The 25,105-nt window shown below is 61.8% G+C and carries 26 protein-coding genes and 1 tRNA gene; 6 read left to right on the top strand and 21 right to left on the bottom strand.

The window, feature by feature from the left end; genetic code table 11:
• The first annotated feature begins 47 nt into the window (after positions 1-47).
• Complete coding sequence (locus RVY79_RS16005) at positions 48-848, top strand: outer membrane protein assembly factor BamD (protein WP_317465440.1); 801 nt, start codon at positions 48-50, stop codon at positions 846-848.
• 152 nt (positions 849-1,000) lie between these two features.
• Here the strand turns inward: RVY79_RS16005 and RVY79_RS16000 are convergent, their stop codons facing one another.
• From RVY79_RS16000 to pilV (RVY79_RS15975), 6 genes are all read right to left on the bottom strand, one after another.
• Positions 1,001-2,632, bottom strand: a complete 1,632-nt coding sequence (locus RVY79_RS16000) for an NAD+ synthase (RefSeq protein WP_317465439.1) — start codon at positions 2,630-2,632, stop codon at positions 1,001-1,003.
• A gap of 108 nt (positions 2,633-2,740) precedes the next feature.
• On the bottom strand, positions 2,741-3,829 hold the full coding sequence (thiO, locus tag RVY79_RS15995) for a glycine oxidase ThiO (protein WP_317465438.1): 1,089 nt from the start codon (positions 3,827-3,829) through the stop codon (positions 2,741-2,743).
• Positions 3,830-3,907: 78 nt separating this feature from the next.
• Entirely contained in the window at positions 3,908-4,285 is a 378-nt protein-coding gene (locus RVY79_RS15990) for a type IV pilin protein (protein ID WP_317465437.1), read from the bottom strand.
• Between the two features lie 47 nt (positions 4,286-4,332).
• Complete coding sequence (locus tag RVY79_RS15985; protein WP_317465436.1) at positions 4,333-4,932, bottom strand: PilX N-terminal domain-containing pilus assembly protein; 600 nt, start codon at positions 4,930-4,932, stop codon at positions 4,333-4,335.
• A gap of 29 nt (positions 4,933-4,961) precedes the next feature.
• Complete coding sequence (locus tag RVY79_RS15980; RefSeq protein WP_317465435.1) at positions 4,962-5,726, bottom strand: PilW family protein; 765 nt, start codon at positions 5,724-5,726, stop codon at positions 4,962-4,964.
• Positions 5,689-6,150, bottom strand: a complete 462-nt coding sequence (gene pilV, locus RVY79_RS15975) for a type IV pilus modification protein PilV (RefSeq protein WP_317465433.1) — start codon at positions 6,148-6,150, stop codon at positions 5,689-5,691. Before pilV (RVY79_RS15975) ends, RVY79_RS15980 begins: the two co-directional genes overlap by 38 nt.
• Before the next feature lie 71 nt (positions 6,151-6,221).
• Between pilV (RVY79_RS15975) and RVY79_RS15970 the strand changes: the two genes are divergently transcribed.
• Positions 6,222-6,758, top strand: coding sequence for a GspH/FimT family pseudopilin (locus RVY79_RS15970; RefSeq protein WP_317465432.1), 537 nt, complete (start codon positions 6,222-6,224; stop codon positions 6,756-6,758).
• 1 nt (position 6,759) lies between these two features.
• Here RVY79_RS15970 and RVY79_RS15965 read toward each other — a convergent pair whose 3' ends face one another.
• From RVY79_RS15965 to rplU, 15 genes are all read right to left on the bottom strand, one after another.
• The gene (locus RVY79_RS15965; protein WP_317465431.1) at positions 6,760-8,196 is read right to left on the bottom strand and encodes a polymer-forming cytoskeletal protein; all 1,437 of its coding nucleotides are present in this window, start codon (positions 8,194-8,196) and stop codon (positions 6,760-6,762) included.
• 404 nt (positions 8,197-8,600) lie between these two features.
• On the bottom strand, positions 8,601-9,164 hold the full coding sequence (locus RVY79_RS15960; RefSeq protein WP_317465430.1) for a type II secretion system protein J: 564 nt from the start codon (positions 9,162-9,164) through the stop codon (positions 8,601-8,603).
• Positions 9,164-9,586 carry a type IV pilus modification protein PilV gene (gene pilV, locus RVY79_RS15955; protein ID WP_317465429.1) on the bottom strand — a complete coding sequence of 141 codons (423 nt, stop codon included), beginning with the start codon at positions 9,584-9,586 and terminating at the stop codon, positions 9,164-9,166. Before pilV (RVY79_RS15955) ends, RVY79_RS15960 begins: the two co-directional genes overlap by 1 nt.
• Positions 9,586-10,101, bottom strand: a complete 516-nt coding sequence (locus RVY79_RS15950; RefSeq protein ID WP_317465428.1) for a GspH/FimT family protein — start codon at positions 10,099-10,101, stop codon at positions 9,586-9,588. The genes pilV (RVY79_RS15955) and RVY79_RS15950 overlap by 1 nt, the downstream gene beginning before the upstream one ends.
• A 127-nt stretch (positions 10,102-10,228) precedes the next feature.
• Positions 10,229-11,182 carry a 4-hydroxy-3-methylbut-2-enyl diphosphate reductase gene (ispH, locus tag RVY79_RS15945; protein WP_317465427.1) on the bottom strand — a complete coding sequence of 318 codons (954 nt, stop codon included), beginning with the start codon at positions 11,180-11,182 and terminating at the stop codon, positions 10,229-10,231.
• A gap of 61 nt (positions 11,183-11,243) precedes the next feature.
• Positions 11,244-11,687, bottom strand: a complete 444-nt coding sequence (gene fkpB / locus RVY79_RS15940; protein ID WP_317465426.1) for an FKBP-type peptidyl-prolyl cis-trans isomerase — start codon at positions 11,685-11,687, stop codon at positions 11,244-11,246.
• Entirely contained in the window at positions 11,684-12,229 is a 546-nt protein-coding gene (gene lspA / locus RVY79_RS15935; protein ID WP_317465425.1) for a signal peptidase II, read from the bottom strand. The genes fkpB and lspA overlap by 4 nt, the downstream gene beginning before the upstream one ends.
• A gap of 65 nt (positions 12,230-12,294) precedes the next feature.
• Positions 12,295-15,135 (bottom strand): isoleucine--tRNA ligase, encoded by a 2,841-nt coding sequence (gene ileS, locus RVY79_RS15930; protein WP_317465424.1) that lies wholly within the window; start codon positions 15,133-15,135, stop codon positions 12,295-12,297.
• A gap of 9 nt (positions 15,136-15,144) precedes the next feature.
• Positions 15,145-16,212 (bottom strand): bifunctional riboflavin kinase/FAD synthetase, encoded by a 1,068-nt coding sequence (gene ribF, locus RVY79_RS15925; RefSeq protein ID WP_317465422.1) that lies wholly within the window; start codon positions 16,210-16,212, stop codon positions 15,145-15,147.
• An 82-nt stretch (positions 16,213-16,294) separates the two neighbouring features.
• Positions 16,295-17,806: a murein biosynthesis integral membrane protein MurJ gene (gene murJ, locus RVY79_RS15920; RefSeq protein ID WP_411161734.1), complete on the bottom strand. Its 1,512-nt coding sequence runs from the start codon at positions 17,804-17,806 to the stop codon at positions 16,295-16,297.
• A 226-nt stretch (positions 17,807-18,032) separates the two neighbouring features.
• Positions 18,033-18,299, bottom strand: a complete 267-nt coding sequence (rpsT, locus tag RVY79_RS15915) for a 30S ribosomal protein S20 (protein WP_317465419.1) — start codon at positions 18,297-18,299, stop codon at positions 18,033-18,035.
• A 208-nt stretch (positions 18,300-18,507) separates the two neighbouring features.
• On the bottom strand, positions 18,508-19,644 hold the full coding sequence (gene proB / locus RVY79_RS15910) for a glutamate 5-kinase (protein WP_317465418.1): 1,137 nt from the start codon (positions 19,642-19,644) through the stop codon (positions 18,508-18,510).
• A gap of 26 nt (positions 19,645-19,670) precedes the next feature.
• Positions 19,671-20,858, bottom strand: coding sequence for an Obg family GTPase CgtA (gene cgtA / locus RVY79_RS15905; protein WP_317465417.1), 1,188 nt, complete (start codon positions 20,856-20,858; stop codon positions 19,671-19,673).
• Positions 20,859-20,943: 85 nt separating this feature from the next.
• Complete coding sequence (gene rpmA / locus RVY79_RS15900; protein WP_317465416.1) at positions 20,944-21,201, bottom strand: 50S ribosomal protein L27; 258 nt, start codon at positions 21,199-21,201, stop codon at positions 20,944-20,946.
• Positions 21,202-21,234: 33 nt separating this feature from the next.
• On the bottom strand, positions 21,235-21,546 hold the full coding sequence (rplU, locus tag RVY79_RS15895; RefSeq protein WP_317465415.1) for a 50S ribosomal protein L21: 312 nt from the start codon (positions 21,544-21,546) through the stop codon (positions 21,235-21,237).
• Between the two features lie 272 nt (positions 21,547-21,818).
• Here rplU and ispB point away from each other — a divergent pair, with 272 nt between their 5' ends.
• The 4 genes from ispB to RVY79_RS15875 all read left to right on the top strand — a co-directional run bounded on the left by ispB (position 21,819) and on the right by RVY79_RS15875 (position 25,101).
• Complete coding sequence (gene ispB, locus RVY79_RS15890; RefSeq protein WP_317465413.1) at positions 21,819-22,793, top strand: octaprenyl diphosphate synthase; 975 nt, start codon at positions 21,819-21,821, stop codon at positions 22,791-22,793.
• Between the two features lie 83 nt (positions 22,794-22,876).
• Positions 22,877-22,953, top strand: a tRNA-Pro gene (locus RVY79_RS15885).
• Between the two features lie 231 nt (positions 22,954-23,184).
• Complete coding sequence (locus RVY79_RS15880; RefSeq protein WP_317465411.1) at positions 23,185-24,273, top strand: homocysteine S-methyltransferase family protein; 1,089 nt, start codon at positions 23,185-23,187, stop codon at positions 24,271-24,273.
• A gap of 411 nt (positions 24,274-24,684) precedes the next feature.
• Entirely contained in the window at positions 24,685-25,101 is a 417-nt protein-coding gene (locus RVY79_RS15875) for a hypothetical protein (protein ID WP_317465410.1), read from the top strand.
• Positions 25,102-25,105 lie beyond the last annotated feature (4 nt).

Below are 25,105 nucleotides of genomic sequence, written 5' to 3'. Positions count from 1 at the left end.
GGCGGATTCTAGCACGGCCGCCCCGTATTGGTTGAACGAGGATGACGATGCGATTCCCTTCACTTGGCACGTTCGGTGCGTTGCTGCTTAGTGGCGCGCTACTCACCGGTTGCGCCAGCAGCGAGCCGGCACCGGACCTTCAAGAACAGGCGCTCTATCAGCAAGCGCAATCGGCGCTCGATGCCGGGCGTTATAGCACTGCTGTGACACGCCTCGAGGCGCTGGACACGCGTTACCCCTTTGGGCGTTACGCCGAGCAGGCCCAGTTGGAACTGATCTACGCGTATTATCAGATTGAGGATTGGGAGCAAGCGCGTGCCGCCGCCAGCCGCTTCATTCGCTTGCACCCCGATCACGAGCAGGTCGACTACGCGTATTACATGCGCGGTCTGGCCGCCTACCAAGCCGGGCGCTTCAGCCTTGAAGGTCTCGAGTTGATCGACATCTCCAAGCGCGACCTGGGTGCTTCACGTGATGCCTATGTCGACTTCGGCGAGCTGGTGCGGCGCTTCCCGGAAAGCCCCTATGCGGCCGACGCACGCCAACGCATCGTTTACCTGCGTAATGTGATCTCGCGCCATGAGCTGCATGTAGCCGATTTCTACCTGCGCAAGGGCGCCTATCTAGCGGCTATCAATCGTGGCAAATGGGTTCTCCAGCATTATCCGCAGACCCCCGCTACGCGCGACGCCCTGGCCGTCATAGTCGAAGGCTACATGGGGCTCAACATGCCCGAGCGGGCACGCACCGCCTTGCAGACGCTCATCAAGAACGACCCCGACAATCCGCGCCTCGATGGCAAGGCTTTCGATCCCAAGTATGTCGATGCCGAGCCGTTGACGCTCTAACGGCGCTCCTCCGGGGAGCTGTAAGTCATAAGAGGTAAGCTGGAAGAAAAATCAAACGCTAAAAACACCTGCCTTGGCAGATAGCGATTCTTCCAGCTTCCAGGCGCGCAGCGCCGCTCTTCCTTCTTATAGCTCCCCGGCGGCAGCCGGGGTTATTCCCCCGGCTGCCAGCCATTGACGATGGGATAGCGGCGATCCCGCCCGAAACCCCGCGCCGTCACACGAACCCCCACCGGTGCCTGACGCCGCTTGTATTCGCTGCGGTCGACCAGCTTCACGACCCGATAGACATCCTCGCTGGCGAAGCCGGCATCGATGATCGCTTCAGCGCTCATGTCGCCTTCGATGTAACGCTCGAGGATCGCGTCAAGCTCGTCATAACCCGGTAGGGAATCGCTGTCCACCTGATCGTGAGCCAGTTCGGCCGAGGGTGGACGCGTAATGACACGCTCGGGAATCGCCGGCGCCTGCGCATTACGCCAATTGGCGAGGCGATAGACCCACGTCTTGTAGACGTCCTTGAGCGCGTTGTAGCCGCCTACCATATCGCCATACAGCGTGGCATAGCCCACCGCCATCTCGCTCTTGTTACCGGTGCTCAACACCATCAGCCCTTTCTTGTTGGAAAGCGCCATCAACAGTACGCCCCGGCAACGCGATTGCAGATTCTCTTCGGTGGTATCGCGCTCAGTCCCGGTGAAGCTCTCTTCCAACGTTGAAGTGAAAGCCTCCACCATCGGTGCAATCGGCATGACCTCGTAATGCACGCCCAGCAACTCGGCTTGCGCGGCCGCATCCGCTTTGGAGATATCCGCGGTGTAGTGATAGGGCATCATCACCGCTTGCACGCGCTCGGGCCCCAGAGCATCGACCGCGATGGCCAGCGACAGGGCCGAGTCGATACCGCCGGAGAGTCCCAACACTACGCCCTGAAAGCCGCTCTTGTTGACGTAGTCGCGAAGCCCGGTCACCAGTGCGCAATACAGGCTTTCTTCCGAGGCCAGCAGCGGTTCGCATTCGCCGGCTTCGGGCGCCCAAGTGCCTTGCGTGTCGGTAAAACGCACCGGCATCAGCCCGACTTCCCAGAACGGCGCACGTACCGCGACCTCGCCCCGAGCATCGAGCACCAGCGAACCACCATCGAAGACCAGCTCGTCCTGTCCACCGATCTGGTTGAGATATACCAGCGGCCGCGCAGCCGCCTGAGCACGACGGGCGAATAACCGTTCACGTTCGAGCGGCTTGTCGCGGTGATAGGGCGAGGCGTTGAGTGTGATCAGGATGTCGGCGCCGGCTTCGACGCTCTGTGTCACCGGCGCGCCGTCCCATAGATCCTCGCAAACGAGGATCCCCAGCTTGGCGCCGCCATGCCCGATGACCAGCGGCGAGTGCCCCGGGGTGAAATAGCGCTGCTCGTCGAATACCTGATAGTTGGGCAGCGCCTGCTTGGCGTATTCGCCGAGCCATTCGCCGTTGTACAACACGCCCGCGAGGTTATGCAGCCGGCCATCGCGCCTGCCTGGATAACCGATAATGACCATCACGTCTCGCGATACCTTGCGCGCCATTGTCGCACGCGCCTCTTCCAGGCGTGTTTCCATCGACTCGCGCAGCAACAGGTCTTCCGGCGGGTAGCCGGTCAGGAACAGTTCAGGGAAGACCACTACATCGGCGCGATGTTCGATGCGCGCTTCGCGCACGGCTTCGATGGCCTGCGCGGTATTGCCGGGGATATCGCCCACCAGCGGGTCGAGCTGGGCCATCACCAGAGTCAGGTCTTGCATGAGCGGAAAGCGCCTCTCTCATTGCGATTGGCTGTAGAAACTGCCGTCGAGACGGCCTCATGGCTGTATTGTCACGCAACGCCGGCTCGCTGGCAAAACGCCGTGTCGTCAGACACCACCTAGCCGATAGGGGGCGGGATCGACCACCGGCGCGCGTTGCAGCAGTTGATCGGCCAGCAGCCGCGTCGAGGCCGGCGCCAGCACCAGGCCATTGCGATAATGGCCGGCGTTGACCCATAACCCCTCGATGTCCGGCACCGCACCGATATACGGCACACCGTTCGGCGACCCGGGGCGCAACCCGGCCCAGTGATGCTCCACCGGGCATTCGGCCAGTGCCGGCACGATCGACAGCGCGCTATCGTAAAGCGAGCCCTTGGCCACCTCGGTGGTGCGCTGATCGAAACCCACTTCTTCCAGCGTCGAGCCGGCGACGATTCGCCCGTCGCCCCGCGGGATCACGTAACGACCATCCTTCAGCACCACGCGCTCGACCAGGCCGGGCGGCGCCTTGAACAGGATCATCTGCCCGCGCACCGGGCGCACCGGCAACGTTACGCCGACACCCGCCAGCAGCTGGCCGGCCCAGGCGCCACCGCACACCACCACGCGCTCGGCCGCCTCGTGGCCCGCCGAGGTCCGTACGCCACGAAGGCGGCCATCCGCCACATCCAGCGCCTCGACCGCGACATGCTCGCGCAGGGTTACGTTGGGCATCGCCTGCAGGCGGGCCCGCAGCGCCTTGCACAAGCGTGGATTACGAATACTGCCCAAGGTCGGCATCCACAGCGCCGAGTCGCAACCGGGCGCGGCATTGGGCTCCTTGGCGTAAATCGTATCGGCACCGACCCGCTCCAGGGGCTTGCCGACCTCGCGTGCCCACGTAAGCGCCCGGGGTTCATCGTCGACCCGCAGATACAGCAAGCCTCGCTGGCGATACTCGGGATCGATACCCGTTTCTTCGAGCAAGCGCAGCGATAATTCGGGGTAGGCACCTTCGGAATAGCGCGACAAGGCGGAAATCGGCGCGCTATAGCGCCAGGGATACAAGGGAGAGACGATACCGCCACCGGCCCAGGAGGCCTCGCGGCCGCATTCGCCGCGTTCGAGCAAGGTGACGCGGCCACCGGCGTCGGCAAGTTGCAGGGCCGTCATCATGCCAATGACGCCGCCCCCAACGATCAGGAAATCACTCACGCGGGTACTCATTTCATCATTGCGAAACCCGTAATCTACCATGTGCCACTTGTGCAGGGCAGCGGCTAGGCGCCCCTCTTACCAGCAGTCCTCGCCCGCCGGCTCTCCCCGTTGGCCGGCCTGATCCAGCCTCATCCAAGCACAATCCTGCCCATCCTGGCTGTTCTTGAGCGTCGCCTTGAGCGTAAATTCGTTGGCCGAAAGCGCAGCGTAGCTGAACTGGTAAGCCTCACTCTCCGGCACCAGTTCATCAGTATCGCCAGCATCGTAGCGATTATATTGCGTGTACTGACGCTCCATCCGATACGCCCATTCCATCAATTTAGTCTGGGCCTTGGCGCGCTCCGCCTTGCGCACATAATCGGTGTACGAGGGGATGGCGATCGCGGCCAGGATCCCGATGATGACCAGCACGATCATCAACTCGATCAGGCTGAAGCCTTGGTGTCGACGCATGGCATGGGCTCCTGAAGATGGAAAACGAGACGTTCTACGCAAGGCACTCAACGCAAGACCTCGCGCCACGCCGGACGAAAGGGCCCTTCGGAAAAGGAGGTAACGCATGTGTCGTCATTATCGGCCTGCGCCTGCTGGGCTTGAATCAACGCCTCGCCTGACTCGCGAGGCAGTATCAGCGTGACACGACGCTCGAGTATCGCATGCGTCACCGGGCGCGTGCCCCAACCGAATGCCGTCATTTCGACACGCACTTGGCATGACGCCCCCGCCTTGGGGCACACACTCGCCAGCAGCGAGAACGTCACACGCGACGGTTCGCTGACACCCGCCAGTGGCGGGGCACCGCTGTCACCATAAGCCAATCCCTCACGCCGCCAGCGCGCAGCCGACCATTGGCTGGCGTTCGATAGCCGTGGTGTCAGACAATCCAGCGCCGTGCAGTCGCCCTCAGCATCCGGCAAAGTATACGCCGCGTGACGCAATCGCCATTCGCCTTCTTCAAGCGCCGCCTGCGCCGCTTGGAACGCCACCCGGCGATCCATGACATTGCGCGCCATGCGCTCCTGCAGGACCGCACTCTGCAAGCCGGCGAGCCCCAACGCCGTCATCGCCATCAGCAGAATCAGCGCGACGATCAGCGTCATGCCCCGCTCTCGAGAGGGTCCGCTGACGTTCACGGTGAAGACTCATCCCGCACGGAGGCAAGTGGTGGCGACGTCACATTGCGCAGGGCCACACTCGTGGTATACACCCGATACAGGCGATGATCCGACGCCGTGACGGTTTCGCCGTTGAAGACATACGACGATGCCGCGTCGACGAGCCCCTCCTGTCGCGAGGCCACCAGCAACTCGATGCTCACCCCCTTGACGCTGGCCCAGTCGCCGACGCGCGCGGCGCGACGCCAGCCGCCGACGAAATAACGCAGCGCCATGGCCTCGACATTCGCGTCGAGCGGCTGGGGAGACGCACCGTTTACCGCACAATCCAATCCCCGCGCGGCATTCAGCGACAACGTGGCCCGCGTGATGTCGGTGTTCTCGATGTGCCCGCCCAGGCAATCCTGCAGAGGCTCATCCGTGCTGCCGTAATAGCGGACCCGCAAGGTGCTATCGTCCCCCGCGACGATGGCGCCCTGGGCAAAACGCGATGTCGCCGGAAAGGTCTGCGCCTGTTCCCCTTCGGCATACCCCGCCTTGCGTAGTTCCCGCGTCAGTACGTCAGTGACGAAGCGGCCGCTTTCCTGCATCTGGGCCAGTTGCGTCTGCAAGCGATACTGCTGTTGATAGGCGATGAACAGGTCGATGACGCCGAGCAGCACGATCATGCTCAGCGCCAGGCTCACCATCAACTCGATCAGCGACACCCCACGTTGGCGTCGTCGCCCCGACGTGGGTCGCTCAAAGCCGGGTTTGCACTCGATATTGCCGCTGCCCATCGTCATCACTCCAGCGCGCACGGGGCGCTCGCCAGATCACCTTCACCGTGGCCGTCGCCACATCGTCATCGCCGGTCACCTCGATGCAGCCTTGCGCCTGAGGAAGTGCGTTCACGAGCCCCTTCAGCCAGGTGCGCACCTGGCCCGAGGCGGCGCTGGCGGGGTCGTCACTGCACGGCTGATCGTAGGCACCGGCCAACGCGCCGCGACGGTCGATACGCAAACGCTCGAGCATCGCCTCCACCCGCTGCACCGCCTGGGACTGGGCATCGGCATGCCGCTGAGCCCGCAGTGCCTGGGCCTGGATAGCCGCTAATCCCAGCATGCCGAAGGACAGAATGAACAGCGTGATCAGCACTTCGATCAGGCTGAAACCCGACCCATGCCCATCCCGCCATCGCGCATTCCTGTATGTCACCCGCATCGTATTTGCTCGCCTGCCCGGACTCCTTTATAAACATATAAAGTAATTTCTAATACATAGAAAGGCAATCGATGCATTCGACATCGTGGCGCATGCGAGGAATGACACTGCTCGAGTTGCTCGTGATCATCGTCATTGTCGGCGTACTCACCACCCAGGGCGTGCCCGCCATGGGTCACTTGCTACGCGATCAACGCTTGCAGGCCGCCAGTCACACGCTTTATCAGGCGCTCTACTACGCCCGCAGCGAGGCCATTCGCCAAGGCGTGCCGGTAATGATGATAAGCGAGCAGGAAGGATGGACTCGGGGCTGGCGCATATTCGCCGATCGCAATGACGATGGCGAGCAATCGTCCTCGGAGCCAACGCTACGCGCGGGTGGTGCACCGCCAGGCGGGCTCCGGCTGCACGCCAACCAGCCCTTGCGGCGCTACGTGCGCTACGCGCCGAACGGCTACTCGATTCGCGCTTCGGGCAGCTTTCAGATCGGCAGCTTCTATTTGTGCACGGCCAAGACGACGACACCGGCACGGCGCATCGTGCTGAGTCGCGGCGGACGGGTACGCATCGAGCGCCTGCCCGATGGAGACGCCGCCTGCGCGCGATGACTCATTCCTCCGGCTGGCCGTATGACAAGCCCACCAGTGTCCAGGTAGTGCCGCCGTTATTTTCGCCACCTTCGCCATCGCCAGCCTCATTCCCGGAGCCACCATCCCCGGTGCCGATACTCGACTCCATCAGTGCCTCGTCGTAGTGAATATCGCCACTGCCGGAAACCTCGACACGCTGCCCTTTCACGGCACCGAACAACTCCCCGCTACCACCGACATTAACGGTGCTGTACGGCGCGAAAATAGTGCCCCTGAAGGTGGAGTTGCCGCTGATATTGACGCCGGCGTTCCAGCCACTAGCGCCGCCGTCATCAAACGTCGAATAGATGGACAGGATCGGGTTGCCCTCGTCGTCGGTCCCGCTATCGGAAGCGATATCGAGGCCACTGGGCAGGTTGAAGCGTCCGTCGGTGACGATCTTGAGCGAGCTCCCCTCGGCCACAGTGAACGAGGCGCCGCCGCCGATATTGATATCGCCCTTGACGTAGAGGGTCATGTCGCCACCATCGACGACGAAGTTGGCACTGCCACCCAACGAGAAGCTGTCCAGCACCAGCGCATTGGTAGGCTCGGGAAAGACACCCTCGACGGTGACATCGCGCGTGACTTGGTAGCTATCGGGGTTGGGTACGCTATTATTGTTACGATCCGCAGGTACCTGCAGGCCACTCGGCGTCAGCGTGTAGGTCTGATTGCCGCCGCCAATCGACAGGCTCCCCGACGAGGCGTAAGGCGCCAGTGCATCGCTCAATTCACCGATAGTCGCACCTTCTCGCGTCGTGAAAGAGTCGCAGCTCGCCGTCGTCACTTCGCCCACGTTCGGCGATGTAAGGTTGATGGTGCCTTCCACCTGCTCGGCCACGTCACGATTGGTGGTCGTACGCACGACCGGCGCCGTGGCATCGCCCTCGATTCGTGAACTCCAATTACCGGTGACGATTTCCGTGTTAGCCTTCACGTTACCTTCCACAAGCCCGCTACTGCTCAAGCGCACCGCTTGGCGAGAGGCGACATTACCCAGGATTTTGGAACCACCGCCGCTGATAATGACATCGCCGTTAGCTTGGATATCGCCATGGATTGATGCCGAACCGCTAGCGGTGACATTACCGGTGGCACGCACTTGGCCGTAAATCGGCGACGACCCGTTGAGAGTCACATTGCCGTCTTTATCAGCATTAGTGGATATAATACCCTGGGTACCGTTACGGTTGTACCCACCATCTTCCAGCTTGGCGCCATAAGCCCCCTTGCGGGAATCATAGCTATCGATCTTGGCACTGCCGCTCAGGGACACGCCCTCGCAGCCTAGCAGGACTTCACGATAGGCACCGCCGGGCTCGTCACCGCCCCCTACGTTAAAATCGGCCTTAAAACTCGAAAAACCAACATTACTGGAATTGCCGTCGACTAAATTGCGTCCCGAAAATGTCACGCGGACCGTATCATTATCGACTTTTTCGACACGCTCGACCATGGGACGCGTGTATTGACCTCCGGATGCATATATCTTGCGGTCCTTCCAAGGTAAAGGAGGGTTATTTGGCAAGGTATTAAAATAACTTTTATTTAATATAATCGGGTCTGGATCTTCATCATCCGTCAGCAATTTCTCCCTTACCTTCGCCTTAACATAACCTACCCATTCGGCGTCATCTTTCATAAAATGCCGAAAGGCCTCATCGGCTCCTAGTTGAGCATTGTTGGCACGTACATAATTACCCGCCTGGCGCTCTTGGTACTTGTTGAAAGACATGCTGGACACGACAGCACCGGACGCCACTGTCAGCAGCATCAACCCAATGATAAGCACGAATCCAGACTGCTTATGAGGACGCATCACGGACCACCATCACTATCAGACGTTGCGCGAGAGGCAAGATTAAAGCTTAGAGTTTGTACATCACACTCATCTTTTTCGCGGCATGGGGTGTACTTCAACGTGACGCATACATATCGATTCTTGGCATCGATACATCCTTCAGACTCAGAGCTAGAGTCATAAAAATTCACACTGGTAATGCCTGGAGCCTCCAACCTCAGCACTTTTTGGTCATTGCACATCAGCTTCTGATCTCCACCATTACCAGCAACAACAGTCCACTCGCTCCCGCTTTGTGGGCACCCTGCGTCGCCACCACCTTCCGCCGATTCGAAAGGCGTAATCTTCAACGTCTTGTCGTCGATCACCTCTACCGTATCGGCCGTTGTCACAGCCTGAGCTAGCGTACGGTGCACATAGAGTAGCTCATCCTGCAATTGATAGACGGCATCTCGCTGCTCACCAAGTCCGCTGATGGCCTGGTACGCGGTCACCGTCCCGCCGAGGATAATCAATCCAAGCAACATGCTGATCATCGTTTCGATCAGCGTGAAGCCGCTTTGGCGTTGTTGATTATTCATTAGCCCTCCGTCTCACACGGCAAGAGGGCCACCAAGTTCACGTGCGGAGGCTCATAGTCTGCGTCATCCGGGTCTCCACGTCCCTGCCAAGTGATCTCGAGGTCATAAAGGCCGTTGCCGACATCATCAGGCCAACTACCATGGGGCGAGGGAAGGCCGTCAACCTTAGCGACATCTGTCTGCCACTTACTCAACAGAGCCTTACAAGTTTCATCCTGCTGCGCCCAGGCGCGTTCGTTCATGTCGCGGACCATGATGGTGGCGAGTGTCGTATTGAGACTCTCGCGGGCGGCCTGCAAGGATTTGAGCTGCATGGCGGCAAGCCCCAGCATGCCGATGGAGAGGATGGTCAGCGCCACCAGCACTTCGATTAGGCCGAAACCTTGCTGGCGATGAGGAGGACGCTGTATCGGTGATTCCATCACTCGCCACTCTCCTCGTTACACGTCTTGCCCGACTCGGCGACATAGGCCCGCCCGGTTACCTTCAAACATATCCAACGCGAGTCACCCGATAGGCGCAATTGCCAACTGGCCGCCTCCCCATCTTTCGGATATCCCAAGGACCCGAAGACAATTTGCGACCGAGCGTTCTTGTCTCCCACGCTAAGCTGGGCAGGTAGCGGCTGATGGACGGCGATAGGGTTATTACTATCCCCTCCACCTTCTATGCGCCAGCCTTGCGCCCAGCCACCGTCTTCGACTGCGCTCAGCGTGACCTCGTCTTCGCGCATGATGGCTTCGCCCCGCGCCAGGCGCAGTGCGGCGACCAATGCGTTGCTGGCGTCGGTGAGCTGCTGGTGCTGACGCAAGGACTGAAAGCTGGGCACGGCGATACTCGCCATGATCGCGAAGATCACCAGCACGATCAGCAATTCGAGAAGGGAAAAACCACGATGATGCGACACGTGGCGAAAGCGGCAAGCACGATGCGGCACGTACGACTTCCTGATGGTTGAGGCAAAGCGTCGCGCACGCGGCAAGGGGCGAACGTCCGGACGCCCCCAATGTAGCCTATTCTGCAACGAAATGTAACGACACATTGTGTCGCATACTACCAACGGCTTAAGCGCTGGCGATCACCTGCTCGCGCAGTTCCTTGGGCATGGAAAAAGTGATGTCTTCCGCCTGCCCGGCGAGTTCATCGGGGACTTCGGCGCCCAACGCCTGGAGCCGGTCGATGACCGCCTGGACGAGGACTTCCGGTGCGCTGGCACCGGCCGTGATGCCGATGGTGCCCACGCCGTCTACCCATTCGGGGCGAATCTGCTCGGCGGTGTCGATCAGATACGCCGGCGTACCGGTACGCTCGGCCAGTTCACGCAGACGGTTGGAATTGGAGCTGTTGGGGCTGCCCACCACCAACACCAGTTGGCTTTCGCTGGCCAATCCGCGCACGGCGTCCTGGCGGTTCTGGGTGGCGTAGCAGATGTCATCCTTGCGCGGCCCGTCGATACGCGGAAACTTCTCGCGCAGGGCATCGATGACCCTTGAGGTGTCATCCATGGACAGCGTGGTCTGGGTCACGAATGCCAGCCGCTCGGGATCGTTGACCTCGAGGCTCGCCACGTCCTGCTCGTCCTCGACGAGGTGGATCTGCCCACCGAAGGACGTATCGTAGCGCCCCATGGTGCCTTCGACCTCGGGATGGCCGGCATGCCCGATGAGCACGCACTCCTGACCACGCTTGGCGTAGCGCAGGACTTCCATATGCACCTTGGTGACCAGCGGGCAGGTGGCGTCGAAGATGCGCAGCCCACGCCGCTCGGCCTCTTGCTGGACCGCACGCGACACACCGTGGGCGGAAAAGATGACGATCACGTCGTCGGGGATTTCATGCAACTCCTCGACGAATACCGCGCCGCGCTCGCGCAGGCTATCCACCACGAAGCGGTTGTGGACGACTTCGTGACGCACGTAGATGGGTGGCCCGAACACATCGAGCGCACGATTGACGATCTCGATGGCGCGGTCGACACCGGCACAGAAACCGCGTGGATTGGCCAGCTTGATTTGCATGCTTACCTCGCCTCGATGCGTCGTGGCATCGTATCGATGGGCGGCGTGCGCCCGTCAAAGCTTAATGGGTCGTGGCCGGACGAACCTCGATCACTTCCACCTCGAAGGTCAGGGTACGCCCCGCCAGCGGGTGATTGAAGTCCACATCGACATTGCGCTCGTCGATCTCGGCAATGACGCCGGGCAGCTCGCCGCCGCCCGGGTCGGTAAACGACATCATCGTGCCGACCTCGAGCTCGTCGTCGAACTGGTCGCGCGGCAGACGCTGCACGTTCTGCGGGTTGTGCTGGCCGAAGCCGTGCTCGGGGGTGATGGTAAAACGACCGGTCTCGCCATCGGTCATGCCCTTGAGCGGGGTCTCGAATCCCGGGGGCAGATTACCATCGCCGACCTGGAACGTCGCCGGTGCCTTGTCGCGGGTGGAGTCGATCACCGTCTCATCTTCCAGTTTGACGGTAAAATGCAACGTTACTTCCATCCCATCGCCGATGTGGTATTCACTCATGGGGCGTCTCTCTTATCGGATGTCGCCGTGTGTCGTCGGCCGTCACGCAGGGAGGCCAGAATCAAGCCAATAGCCCCCAAGGTGATGGCGGTATCCGCCAAGTTAAAGGCAGGAAAGTAATATCCCTGCCAATGAAACGACAGGAAGTCGACTACGTAACCGTGCACCAGGCGGTCATAAAGATTACCCAACGCACCGCCGATGACCAGTGCAATCGCCGCCGCCGAGAGGCGTTCATCGGCCTTGAGCCGTGTCAACCACACGGTCAGGCCGATGCTCACGCCGATGGCGATGGCAGCGAACAGCCAGCGTTGCCACCCGGCGTGATCGGCCAGGAAGCTGAACGCCGCGCCGGTGTTGTGCAGCAGCGTGAAGTTGAACACCGGCAACACTTCGACCGGCTGTGCATAGATCAAATACGTGCTGGCGATCCATTTGCTGCCAAGATCCAGCACGATGACCAGTAACGCCAACCACAGCCAGCGCAAGGGCTGCTGCATGGGCGGCGATACCGATCGATCAGGCGTTGCAGCGTCGTTCATTCGAGCCTCTCATGTCATGATCAAGCGGCGCTATGGCCCGTGATGCGTCATCAGGCATCGCAGCTTCAGGCATAACGGCGCGTTTCGCCCGGCCCGTCGGGCAGGTTGCTCAGACAGCGACCGCACAGGTTCGGATCGGCAGCATGCGTCCCCACGTCCGCGCGATGATGCCAGCAGCGCTCGCACTTGGTGTGCGGGCTTTCCATCACGCCCACCTTGAGGCCGTCGAGCTCGCTGGCCTCGGCCTGCTCGCTGCCCGCCACGTTCAGCGACGCCAGATGCACCTCGCTGGTCAACAGTACGAAACGCAACTCATCACCGAGCTGCGACAAGGTCTCGCGCAAGCCATCATCGGCGTAAAGCGTGACCTCGGCGGCGAGGCTGTTGCGTACCGCCTTGGCGTTACGTGCGTCTTCCAGGCACTTGTTGACCGCCTGCTTGACCTCGAGCACCCGCGACCAGAACTCACGGCCCATGCCGGCATCCGCCTTCAGGGTCGTCAGATGCGGGTAGTATTCCTCCAGCAGCACGCTATCGCCGCGCGCCCCGGGGATGGCCTCGTAGATTTCCTCGGCGGTGAAGGACAGGATCGGTGCGACCCAACGCACCAACGCCTCGACCACATGATAGAGCGCCGTCTGGCAGCTGCGACGCGCGCGCGAATCGGCCTGGGTGGTGTACTGGCGATCCTTGATCACATCCAGATAGAAGCCGCCCAGCTCATGTGCGCAAAAATCGTGCACCTGCTGGTAGACGTCACGGAAGCGGTAGTCATCATAGGCCGTCCGCATGCGCTGCTGAAGCTGCGCGGCGCGATCCACCGCCCATTGATCCAGGGCCAGCATGTCCTCGAACGCCACGGCGTCACGCGCGGGATCGAAGCCATTCAAGTTGGCCAGCAAGAAGCGCGCGGTATTGCGAATACGGCGATACACATCGGCGGTGCGCTTCAATATCTCGTCGGAGACCGCCATCTCACCGGAATAGTCGGTGGAAGCCACCCACAAGCGCAGGATATCGGCGCCCAGCTTATCCATCACCTGCTGCGGGGCGATAACATTGCCCATCGACTTGGACATCTTGCGGCCCTTTTCGTCGACGGTGAAGCCGTGGGTCAGCAGCGCCTTGTAAGGCGCGTGACCGTCGATGGCGCACCCGGTGAGCAGCGACGAATGGAACCAACCGCGATGCTGGTCGGAGCCCTCGAGATACAGATCGGCGCGCGGCCCTTGTGCATGCCCCAGCGAATGCGAGCCACGCAGCACATGCCAATGCGTGGTACCGGAATCGAACCACACATCGAGGGTATCGGTCACTTTGTCATACTGCTCGGCCTCATCGCCGAGCAATTCGTGGGCGTCGAGACGGAACCAGGCATCGATACCCTCGGCTTCGACACGTTTGGCGACGTCTTCCATCAGTTCGACGGTACGCGGATGCCACTCCCCGGTCTTCTTGTGCAGGAAGAACGGAATCGGCACGCCCCAGTTGCGCTGCCGCGAGATGCACCAGTCGGGGCGGTTGGCGATCATCGAGTGCAGGCGCGCCTTGCCCCAGGCGGGGACGAATTGCGTCGCCTCGACGCCTTCCAAGGCGCGCTGACGCAGGGTGCGCCCCGCATCGTCCTCGCGGTCCATGCCCACGAACCACTGGGCGGTGGCGCGGTAGATGACCGGCGTCTTGTGGCGCCAGCAGTGCATGTAGCTGTGCGTGATCGGCGTATGCACCATCAGCGCATTCACTTCACGCAACTTGTCGACGATCTGAGGATTGGCCTTCCAGATCATCATCCCGCCGAAGAACGGCAAATCATCGCGGTACACGCCATTACCCTGCACCGGGTTAAGCATGTCATCGAAGCTCATGCCGTGCTCGCGGCAGGTCATGAAGTCATCCAGACCGTACGACGGCGCCGAGTGGACGATCCCCGTACTGCCCTCTTCCACGGTCACGTAATCGGCGAGATACACCGGTGCCACACGCTCATAGAACGGGTGCTGGAACGTGATGAATTCCAGCGCCGCGCCCGTGGTCATCGCCAAGACGTCGCCCTCAAGGCCGTAGCGCGCCAGACAACTTTCGACCAGTTCCTCGGCGAGCACCAGCAGCCGCTCGCCGGTATCGACCAGCGCGTAGGTGAAATCGGGATGCACGTTCAACGCCTGGTTGGCGGGAATGGTCCACGGCGTGGTGGTCCAGATGACGATCGCCGCCGGCTTGTCGAGCGAGGTAAGCCCAAACGCCGTCGCCAGCTTGGCAGGCTCGGCGGCGGTGAAGGCGACATCGATGGCATCGGACTTCTTGTCGGCGTACTCGACCTCGGCCTCGGCCAGGGCCGAGCCACAATCGAAGCACCAGTTGACCGGCTTCAGCCCCTTGAAGACATACCCGCCCTCGACCATCTTGGCCAAGGCGCGGATTTCGCCTGCCTCGTTGGCGAAATCCATGGTCCGGTAGGGATGCTCCCAGTCGCCGATCACGCCCAGGCGCACGAAGTCGGTCTTCTGCGCCTCGATCTGCGCCCCCGCGTACTCGCGGCATAGATCGCGAGCCTCATCGGCGGCGAGATGCTTGCCGTGGGTGGTCTCGACCTTATGCTCGATGGGCAGACCGTGGCAGTCCCAGCCAGGCACATAGGGCGCATCGTATCCTGCCAACGCCTTCGACTTGACGACGACGTCCTTGAGAATCTTGTTGACGGCATGACCGATATGAATGCTGCCGTTGGCGTAGGGAGGGCCATCGTGCAACACGAAGCTCTCGCGGCCGGCGCGCGCTTCGCGCAAGCGCTCGTAAAGGTTCATGTCCTGCCATTGCGATACCCGCCCCGGTTCACGCTTGGGCAACATGCCGCGCATGGGGAAGTCGGTCTCGGGGAGGTTCAGGGTGTGTTTGTAATCGCTCATAGCGGAAGGTCAGCCATCGTCTTGGTCGGCCGGGCGAGCGCCGGCCGAGGAGTCGGAAGTCGAAGGCTCGGGCGCCAGAGGCGCCGAGGCCAGCGGATAAGTCCAGCCAGTCGTAGTGCACGGCAGCTCGAGCGCGACGGCATCGAACGGCGTCGCCGCGCGGAAATAGCGACGTGCTTGCGCCAGATCGGCATGAATCTGACGCGTCAGGGCTTCCAGCCCCGCAAAATTGACCTCGCCTCGCAGCCGCGCGCAGGGCACGACCGTGAGGCGTTGGCCATAGAGGTCACCGTCGAAATCGAACAGATGCACCTCCAGCACCGGCCGGGTGCTGCCCACCGTCGGCCGCCAACCGATGTTGGCCGCCCCCGGCAACTCGCGGCCATCGGGCAGCCGCGTGACGCAGGCATAGATGCCGCGTAATGCCAGGGAACGCGACGCCAACGGCAGATTGGCGGTGGGCACGCCGATGGTGCGCCCCAGCTGCCGGTCGGCGACCACGCGCCCCGAGAGCTGATAAGGGCGCCCCAGCAGCCGCGCAGCCTGGGCGAAGTTGCCGCTGGCCAGCAGGGTGCGTATCCGAGTGCTCGAGACGCGCTCGTCGTCGAGTGCAAAGGTACGCGTATGCTCGACCTCAAACCCCCGGTGTGCGCCCACGCGTTGCAGCAACGCGAAATCCCCCGCCCGGTCACAGCCGAAACGGAAGTCGTCACCCACCACGAGATGCTTGACGCCCAGACCCCGGATCAGCACGCGCTCGATGAACTCGTCGGCCGTCAGACTTCGCAGAGCGGCATTGAAGGGCAGGCAGACGACGCGCTCGGCGCCGTATTCGGCCAGCAGTTCGACCTTGTCGCGCAACCGGCTCAACCGAGGCGGTGCCTGCTCGCCGGCAAAATACTCACGCGGCTGGGGCTCGAAGACGACCACCGTCATCGGCAGCCCCAGCACCATGGCGCGACTCTTGAGCTGATCGAGGATCGCCTGATGACCGCGATGCACGCCATCGAAATTGCCGATCGTCGCCACGCACGGGCCCGCCTCGCGCAGATTGTGCAGTCCTCTGATCAGTTCCATGTGCCGTTCATATGCCGGTGAAACGTTCGATTATAACCAAGGGGGCGGCAACTGACAGCCATCCGCCAGGCCTGCCCCACCCTCAGCCACGCAGGCGGAAATGCCTAAGGCGCACCCCACATAGCGCCAGCCATCCAAAATAGACCACTACGCCACCCAGGGTCAGCCCCAACAAGGTCGCGGCGCGCTGCCATACGTCCCAATCTAGCCAGGAGTGCCACTCGGGTATCAGCCACCATAGGCCGCCCCCCATGACCAGACAGCCGCCCCCCACCGTCATTGCGTAGCGTCCCCAGCCCGGCTGAAATATCAGGACGCCTCGCTGCCGTAGCCCCCAGCCTAGCAAGCCGGCATTGAGAAACGCCGACAGCGCCGTGGCCAGCGCCAGACCGGCATGTGCCAACGGCCAGATCAGCAACAGATTGAAGACCATGTTAGCGAGCATGGCGAAAACGCCGATCTTGACCGGCGTCTTGGTATCCTGGCGGGCGAAATAGCCGGGCGCCAGCACCTTGATGAGCATGAAGGGCAGCAGGCCCAGCGCATAGGCGCGCAAGCTGCGCGCCGCCATCACAATGTCGTGATCGGTCATCGCCCCGTAATGAAAAAGGCTCACCAGCAATGGTTCGGCCAGCAGCACCAAGGCCAGGCTCGCAGGCAACCCGATCAACAACACCGCGCGCAGCGCCCAGTCGAGCATCTTCGCGAAATGCTCGGGCGACTGCTCGGCGTGCCGCTTGGAGAGCGCCGGCAGGATCACCGTGCCCAGCGCCACGCCGAACACCCCCAGCGGCAATTCCACCAGACGATCCGAGTAGTAAAGCCAAGACACGCTACCCGACGCCAGCAACGACGCCAGCACGGTATCCAACAACAGATTGATTTGCGACACCGACACGGCGAATAGCGCCGGCGCCATCAATGCTAGAACGCGGCGCACACCCGGGTGCCGGAAGTTGGGCCAGGGACGCGGCGTCAGCCCCAAGCGCACCAGAAACGGCACCTGAAAGCCTAGTTGAACGACACCCGCGATCAGCACGCCCCAGGCCAATGCCATGATGGGGTCCTGCATCCAGGGCGTCAGCCATAGCGCCGCGCCGATCAACGACAGATTGAGCAGCACCGGGGTGAACGCCGGCACGGCGAAGCGGTTCCAGGTGTTGAGCACGCTACCCGCGAAGGCCGTCAGCGAAATCAGCCACAAATAGGGAAACGTCAGGCGCAGCATGTCAGCGGTCAGCGCCAGTTTGCCCGGGTCGGCGCTGAAGCCCGGCGCGAATAGCCATACCAGCCAGGGCGCGAGAAGCACCGCCACGGCGCTGAGCAACGCCAGTATCAAGCCGAGACTGCCCGACACCGCATCAAGCAATTCTCGCACCTCTTCACGGGTCCGCTGAGTGGCGTACTCGGACAACACCGGAATGAACGCCTGATTGAAGGCGCCCTCAGCGAACAGGCGGCGCATGAAGTTGGGGATCTTGAAGGCGACGAAGAAGGCATCCGCACCGCTGCCAGCGCCGAACAAGGCCGCAATCACGACATCACGCGCCAACCCGAGTACGCGTGAGAGCATGGTCATCGTGCTGACCACCATTCCTGAGCGTAACAGGCCGCCACGCGCCGAAGGCCGCGACGCCGCCACTGCTTCCGGCTGTGATTGCTTACCCGTCACCGACTACCTCCACGCCCTCGGAGTCGACACCCAAGAGGATGTTTACACAAGGATTGTGCTCGCCTGTTTTATAAACATCCTTCAAGCGCCACTTACAAAAAAACCGGCCGAAGCCGGTTTTTTCACGCGTTGCCGCCAAGTCCCGGCTTCAGGCAGCCAGGGCCTTAATTCGCGTATTCAGACGGCTCTTGATGCGTGCAGCCTTGCGCTTGGAGATCGCGTCCTTGTCGGCGATGCGGTCGATGACCGGCTGTGCCGCCTTGAACTCGGTCATGGCCTGACCGTGATCGCCGCTCTGGATCGCCTTGACGACGCGCTTGATATACGTGCGCACCATGCTGCGTTGGCTGGCATTGTGCTGACGACGCTGCTCCGCCTGGAGTGCGCGTTTACGGGCCTGTTTGGTGTTCGCCACCGTCTACTCCTTGGAGATGTTGACAGTCATGTTCTGTAAGAAATTGATTCGCATGACTATTATGCTATGTCACGCGAATCGGCCAAAATGGGATCGCCACTCACAAGGCGCCCCATAACGGGCCGTGTCTGAGAGGATGCAGTATTCTAGCATGCTTCGCATGGAAACGGCTATAGGTTCACCGACCGCCTCCTCGACATCACGCCCCTCAGATGATGACCAGATTATCGCGGTGAATGAGCTCCGGCGACTCCATGTAGCCAAGCAGCGTCTCGATGCGGTGACTGGGCTGGCCCACGATACGCCGCGCTTCGTCGCTACCGTAGTTGACCAGCCCCTTGGCGACCCGTTCTCCCCGCTCGTTGACACAGACCACCATATCGCCGCGCTTGAAGGCGCCCTCGGCACGCCGCACGCCCACCGGCAGCAAGCTCGAGCCATGGCGATGCAGTACCTCGACCGCGCCATCGTCAAGCACCAGCGTGCCGCGCACCTGAAGCTGTCCCGCCAGCCACCGCTTGCGCGCCGCCATCGGCGCATGATCCGGCATCAACAACGTGCCCAGCGCCTCGCCTTCCGCCAGTCGCGTGAGCACTGCCGCCTGACGCCCGCTGGCGATCACTGTCAACGCACCGGAGCGCGCCGCCAGGCGCGCCGCACGCACCTTGGTCGTCATCCCGCCGCGCCCCAGGGCGCCGCCATCGCCGGCAAACGCCGCCAGGGCAGGGTCGTCAGCGCGCCCCTCGCTGATCAGCCGCGCCTCGGGGTCGTGGCGTGGGTCGGCATCGAACAAGCCTTCCTGGTCGGTGAGCAGGATCAGCGCGTCCGCTTCCAGCAAGTTGGCCACCAGCGCGCCCAGCGTATCGTTATCGCCAAAGCGGATCTCGTCGGTGACCACGGTGTCGTTTTCGTTGATCACCGGCACCACGCGCAGCGCGACCAGCGTGCGCAACGCCGAGCGCGCATTGAGATAGCGCTTGCGGTCGGAAAGATCATCATGCGTCAGCAGCACTTGCGCGCTGCGCAGACCGTGCCGCGCGAAGTGGCCCTCGTAGCATTGCGAAAGGCCCGACTGCCCCACCGCCGCCGCCGCTTGCAATTCATACACTGCCGAGGGGCGGGATGCCCAGCCCAGACGCGCCATGCCCTCGGCCACCGCCCCGGACGAGACCAGCACGACCTCGACACCGCGCGCATGCAGGGAGGCGATCTGATCGACCCAACCGCCGATGGCCTCGGCATCGAGACCTCGGCCGTCGTTGGTCAACAATGCACTGCCGATCTTGATCACGACACGCCGCGCACCATGCAAAGCATCACGACTCGTCGACTGTGACTCATTCACCGGCTTCCCTCCCTTCTCGCTTCCGCTCAGGGGGCGTATTCAACCTCGACGTCGTAATCGTCATCGTCGAAATCATCATTATCTTCCTGGGCCGGCTTGCGCTTGCGCGACATGCGCGCTTCGGCGCGCGCCACGGCCTCATCTTCCATGCGCTGGCGCATCTCGCGCTCATGCTCGAAGGCCGCCTCGTCTTCCGCCTCGAGCTGACGCTGCTCGGTCAGCCAGCGATGTGCCGCCTGCACCAGCGGCTGAGTACCCTCGCTGCTGATCGCCGAAATCCGGAACACTGGCCCCGTCCACTCCAGGCGCGAGACGATGTCATCGGCCTTAGCCTGACGCTCCTCCTCGGGAAGCAAGTCGAGCTTATTGAGCACCAACCAACGCGGACGCTCGGCCAGCGTGGTGGAGAATTGCTCGAGCTCGTGCGCGATGGCGCGCGCACTCTCCACGGGATCGCTTTCATCGAACGGCGCCACATCGACAACATGCAGTAGCAACCGCGTGCGAGTCAGGTGCTTGAGGAAGCGCAGGCCCAGACCCGCGCCGTCGGACGCGCCTTCGATCAGCCCGGGTACATCGGCCATCACGAAATGCTCGTGCGTGCCCAGCTTGACCACCCCGAGGTTGGGCACCAGCGTGGTGAAAGGGTAGTTGGCGACCTTGGGCTTGGCGGCCGAAACGGCACGAATCAGCGTCGACTTGCCGGCATTGGGCACGCCCAGCAGGCCGACATCCGCCATCACCTTCATCTCGAAGCGCAGGTTGCGGCGCTCGCCCTCGGTGCCCGGTGTGGTCTTGCGTGGCGCCCGGTTGGTGGAAGACTTGAAGTGAATGTTGCCCAGCCCCCGACGCCCTGCCTGCGCTACCAGCTCGACTTGGCCGATCTCGGTCACGTCGGCGATTACCTCGAGGGTATCCTCGTCGATCACCGTGGTCCCCACCGGCACTTTGACGTGCAGATCCTCACCGTTTCGGCCGCTCATCTGACGGCCTTGGCCGGGCTGCCCATTGGGCGCCTTGTAGAAACGCTGATACTTGAAATCGATCAGTGTATTGAGCGCGTCGTCACCGATCAGGTAGACGCTACCGCCGTGCCCACCGTCGCCGCCGTCCGGCCCACCCCTGGGAACGTACTTCTCGCGCCGGAAACTCAGGCAGCCGTTACCGCCCTTGCCGGCCTCCACAATGATCGAGGCTTCGTCGACGAATTGCATGGACACTTCTCCCGACGGCTACGGCCGCCCTATACGAAAAGGCCCCGCCTGAGCGGGGCCTTTTCCTTCATCGTTCATGGCGGTCTCAGGCGGAGACGACGCTCACGAACTTACGGTTTTTCGGACCCTTGGTCTCGAACTTGATCACACCGTTGTTCAAAGCGAACAGGGTATGATCCTTGCCGATGCCAACGCCACTGCCCGCGTGGAACTTGGTGCCACGCTGACGCACGATGATGTTGCCGGCGGTCGCCGCCTGGCCACCGAACAGCTTGACACCAAGGCGTTTGGATTCGCTGTCGCGACCGTTACGAGAACTACCGGCAGCCTTTTTATGAGCCATTGCAAATACCTCGCGTTATCTAGGGAATATCGCTTACGCGGAAATTCCGGTGATCTTGACTTCGGTGAACCACTGACGATGACCTTGACGGCGCATCTGATGCTTACGGCGACGGAACTTGATGATACGCACCTTCTCACCGCGACCATGGGAAACGACTTCCGCCGTTACCTTGGCACCTTCAACCAGCGGTGCGCCGACCTTGACGTCGTTGTCATCGGCAACCAGCAGCACTTGGTCGAGTTCGAGGGTGTCACCCGTGGCCACTTCCAGCTTCTCGAGCTTCAGGGTCTGGCCTTCCTGAACGCGGTACTGCTTGCCACCGCTCTTGATTACTGCGTACATGTCACTCTCCAGCACTCATCGGGATTGCGCTCTTCATCGGCCTGCGGCGAGTGGCGCCCCTTCCGGCAGCCATCTGACAGGGAGCATGATGAGTCGAGCCGCGTATTATAGCGACACACCGGCATACCGGGCAAGCGTCTTTCACACCACGAATGACGCGGCCTCGCGCAACCCCGGCACGCGCCTTGACGCCCCTCGGGGGGCCCCCTAGCATAGCCCGAGCCCAAGGCCGCAATGCGGCGGCCCAACCCCTTATTGCGACAAGCCGACCCATGCAGCCCAACGCATCGCCCATCCATGCGGCGGTCGCGGATGATTTCGCCGCCGTCGATCGTACCATTCTCGCCCAACTGGCTTCCCGGGTTCCCCTCGTCGAAACCATTGGTCACTACATCATCGAAAGCGGCGGCAAGCGTCTGCGCCCTTTGCTCGTGTTGCTCGCGGCGCGCTCGCTGGGCTATCCGGGCGACCGCCACGTGACCCTGGCCACGCTGATCGAGTTCATGCATACCTCGACGCTGTTGCACGACGACGTGGTCGACGAATCGCACCTGCGGCGCGGCAAGGCCACCGCCAACGACGCCTGGGGCAACGCCCCCTCGGTGCTGGTCGGTGACTTCCTTTATTCGCGCTCGTTCCAGATGATGGTCGAGGTCGGCTCGATGCGCGTGATGGAGATCCTCTCCGGCGCCACCTGCGTGATCGCCGAAGGCGAGGTGCTGCAGCTGACCAATATCGGCAATCCCGATATCGACGAGGCCGCCTACTTCGACACCATTCAGGGCAAGACCGCCATGCTCTTCGAGGCCGCCAGCCACAGCGGCGCGATACTTGCCGATGCGACCCCCGAGCAGGAAGAGGCCCTCAAACTCTACGGACGCTACCTGGGCCTGGCCTTTCAACTCGTCGACGACCTCCTCGACTACCAAGGCGATGCCGACGCCATGGGCAAGAATGTCGGCGACGACCTGGCCGAGGGCAAACCCACGCTGCCGCTCATCCACGCCATGGCCGCCGGCGATGCCGAACAGACCAAGCTGATCCGTCGCGCCATCCGCCAGGGCGGGCTCGATCATCTCGACGAGGTGCTGACCATCGTCAACGATACCGGCGCTCTGGAATACACCCGCCGCCGCGCCGTGGAAATGGCCGACCGCGCGCTCGCCCAGCTCGAGGTTCTACCCGAGAGCCGCTATCGCGACAGCATGGCCGAGCTCGCCCATCTCGCTGTCGAGCGCCAGACCTGACCCGCCGCCGCCTCGCAAAAGGGTTGCGCGCGCACCGCGGATGCGTATAATGCAGCCCCGTCGAGCCGGCACCCCGGCGCGAACGGAGTATAGCTCAGCTTGGTAGAGCGCTGCCTTCGGGAGGCAGAGGTCGTAGGTTCGAATCCTGCTACTCCGACCAAGAACATTTGTAAAAACGGCCACTAGCTCTTCGGAGCAGTGGCCGTTTTTTGTTGCTTTTCTCTTAGCTTCTACAGGATCCAAGCATCAGAAGGCTAGCTGACGCCATCACCTCACACCAAAGAGCCTGGTTAATATTCAAATCTCTACTGGAGATCTTCTCATGAATGAATTTCACTCATCTTGAGGATAAGAATCCTTCACTGGTGGTGAACATTAAAGGACTGCCAAAATGCAGCCAACTGAAGGCACATACCACCTCGGAGTATTCATGGCACACGACTTGCTCACCCAACGACTCGACCAGGGTCCCCTCATTTGTGCCGAAGGCTTTCTGTTCGAGCTTGAACGGCGCGGTTATCTCTCTGCCGGTGAGTTCGTACCCGAGGTGGCGCTGCTGCGCCCGGACGCACTGGAAGCATTGCACCGTGATTTTCAGCATGCGGGATCAGACGTTGTTCAGGCGTTCACCTACAACGGCCACCGTGAAAAAATGAGGGTGATCGGCAAGGAAGACCTGCTGGAACCGCTGAACCGGGCTGCCCTGAAGATTGCTCGTAAGGTCGCCAATAAACAGGTCGGCAATCTGATGGCCGGCAACATTTCCAACAGCAACGTCTGGGACCCTGAAGACCCTGCCTCACAGCAGAGTGTGCGCGCCATGTTCGACGAGATGGTGCAATGGGCCATAGAGGAAGGCGCTGACTTCATCATCGCGGAAACTTTCTACTATGCCGGAGAAGCCGAAGCAGCTCTGGACGCGATCAAGGCTAAGGGACTGCCTGCCGTCGTCACCCTGGCGCCGATGGCCGAGAATCGCATGATCGATGGTCCCGGCATCGTGGAAACCTGTGTTGCCCTTGAGAAGAAGGGAGCCAGCGTGGTCGGCATGAATTGCTTCAGAGGGCCGGACACCATGTTGCCCTGGATCCAGCAGATCCGCGATGCCGTTGCCTGCCATGTGGCGGCGCTACCGGTGGCCTATCGCACCACCGAGCAGGAGCCGACCTTCTTCAACCTCTCCGACAATCAGGGCTGCAGCTGTCCGGCTCCCCACGGACGTCCTTTCCCGACCGCCCTGGATCCACTGTTCTGCAATCGCTACGAACTCGGCGCCTTTGCTCGCGACGCTCATGCTCAGGGAGTCAACTATCTCGGAGTATGTTGCGGCGCATCGCCGATGCACGTGCGTGAGATAGCCATGGCGGTGGAGCGCGATCCGGAGGCTGCCCAATTTGCAGAGCGCATGGAGAACCACTTCATGTATGGCTCTCACGATCGCTTGCCGGACCATATTGCCGCCCTGGGGGAGAAGGCCTAACAAGGTGCAGATGGAAATCCGTTGATCTAGCAGCCACGGAAACCCCGACAGTGCGCCGCCGCACGGCCAACGATGCGGCACGCAGTCGCCAACACATGCCGGACCATGAGCACACAAACGGAGGTTAGTACCGCATGATATCGAGGTACAAGGGATCTGATACGCCGACGATTACCACTCCTTAACCCAGGTTATCGCTAATCCTCGCGTATAGGCTCACGGTAGACAGGCTAGGAAGCCCCAAGGCACATGGACGTGCCACCAGCCTTCTGTCCCTGATGCTTCACCAGAATGTTTTCCCCACAACATCGATAGGCATCGTGCATCCGCACCATAGTCATGCAGTGCTTCCCAGTGGCGCGTCAGCATCCATACTGATGGATACGCCCATCGGCGTCTTGGGAGTCCATCATGCAACGCTTATCGCTGGAACCCGCCGCGCTTCATGTCGCGCGCCTTGAGCCCTTGCTCGAGTGGTTACAGGCACACCTGGCGCTGCCGATCTTGTTGCGCACCCCGTACAGCGCTTATCTTGAACTGCACCGCGAAGGTCATAACAGCCATGTGCTACTGCTTGAGGAGCACCCCGAGGCACCCGCCAGCACGCTACGCCTGGAAGCCGACAACGTGGAGTTCGAACGTCTTGCGCCGCTGCTGACCCACCAGGGCGCACGTTGCGTGGAGGCGTCGTGCGAACATCCCAGTGCCTCGCGTGGCTGTGCCTGGCGGGTACTGACCATACCGCTACCCGGCGATTGGCAGCTGATGCTGCTGGCTCTCGATCCACGCCGCTGCCAACCCTTGGGGCCACACGGCCTGGCACCTTGATGAG

The sequence above is a fragment of the Chromohalobacter sp. HP20-39 genome, from assembly GCF_033052815.1.
GTDB lineage: Bacteria > Pseudomonadota > Gammaproteobacteria > Pseudomonadales > Halomonadaceae > Chromohalobacter.
This window is presented reverse-complemented; position numbering and strand designations above follow the sequence as displayed.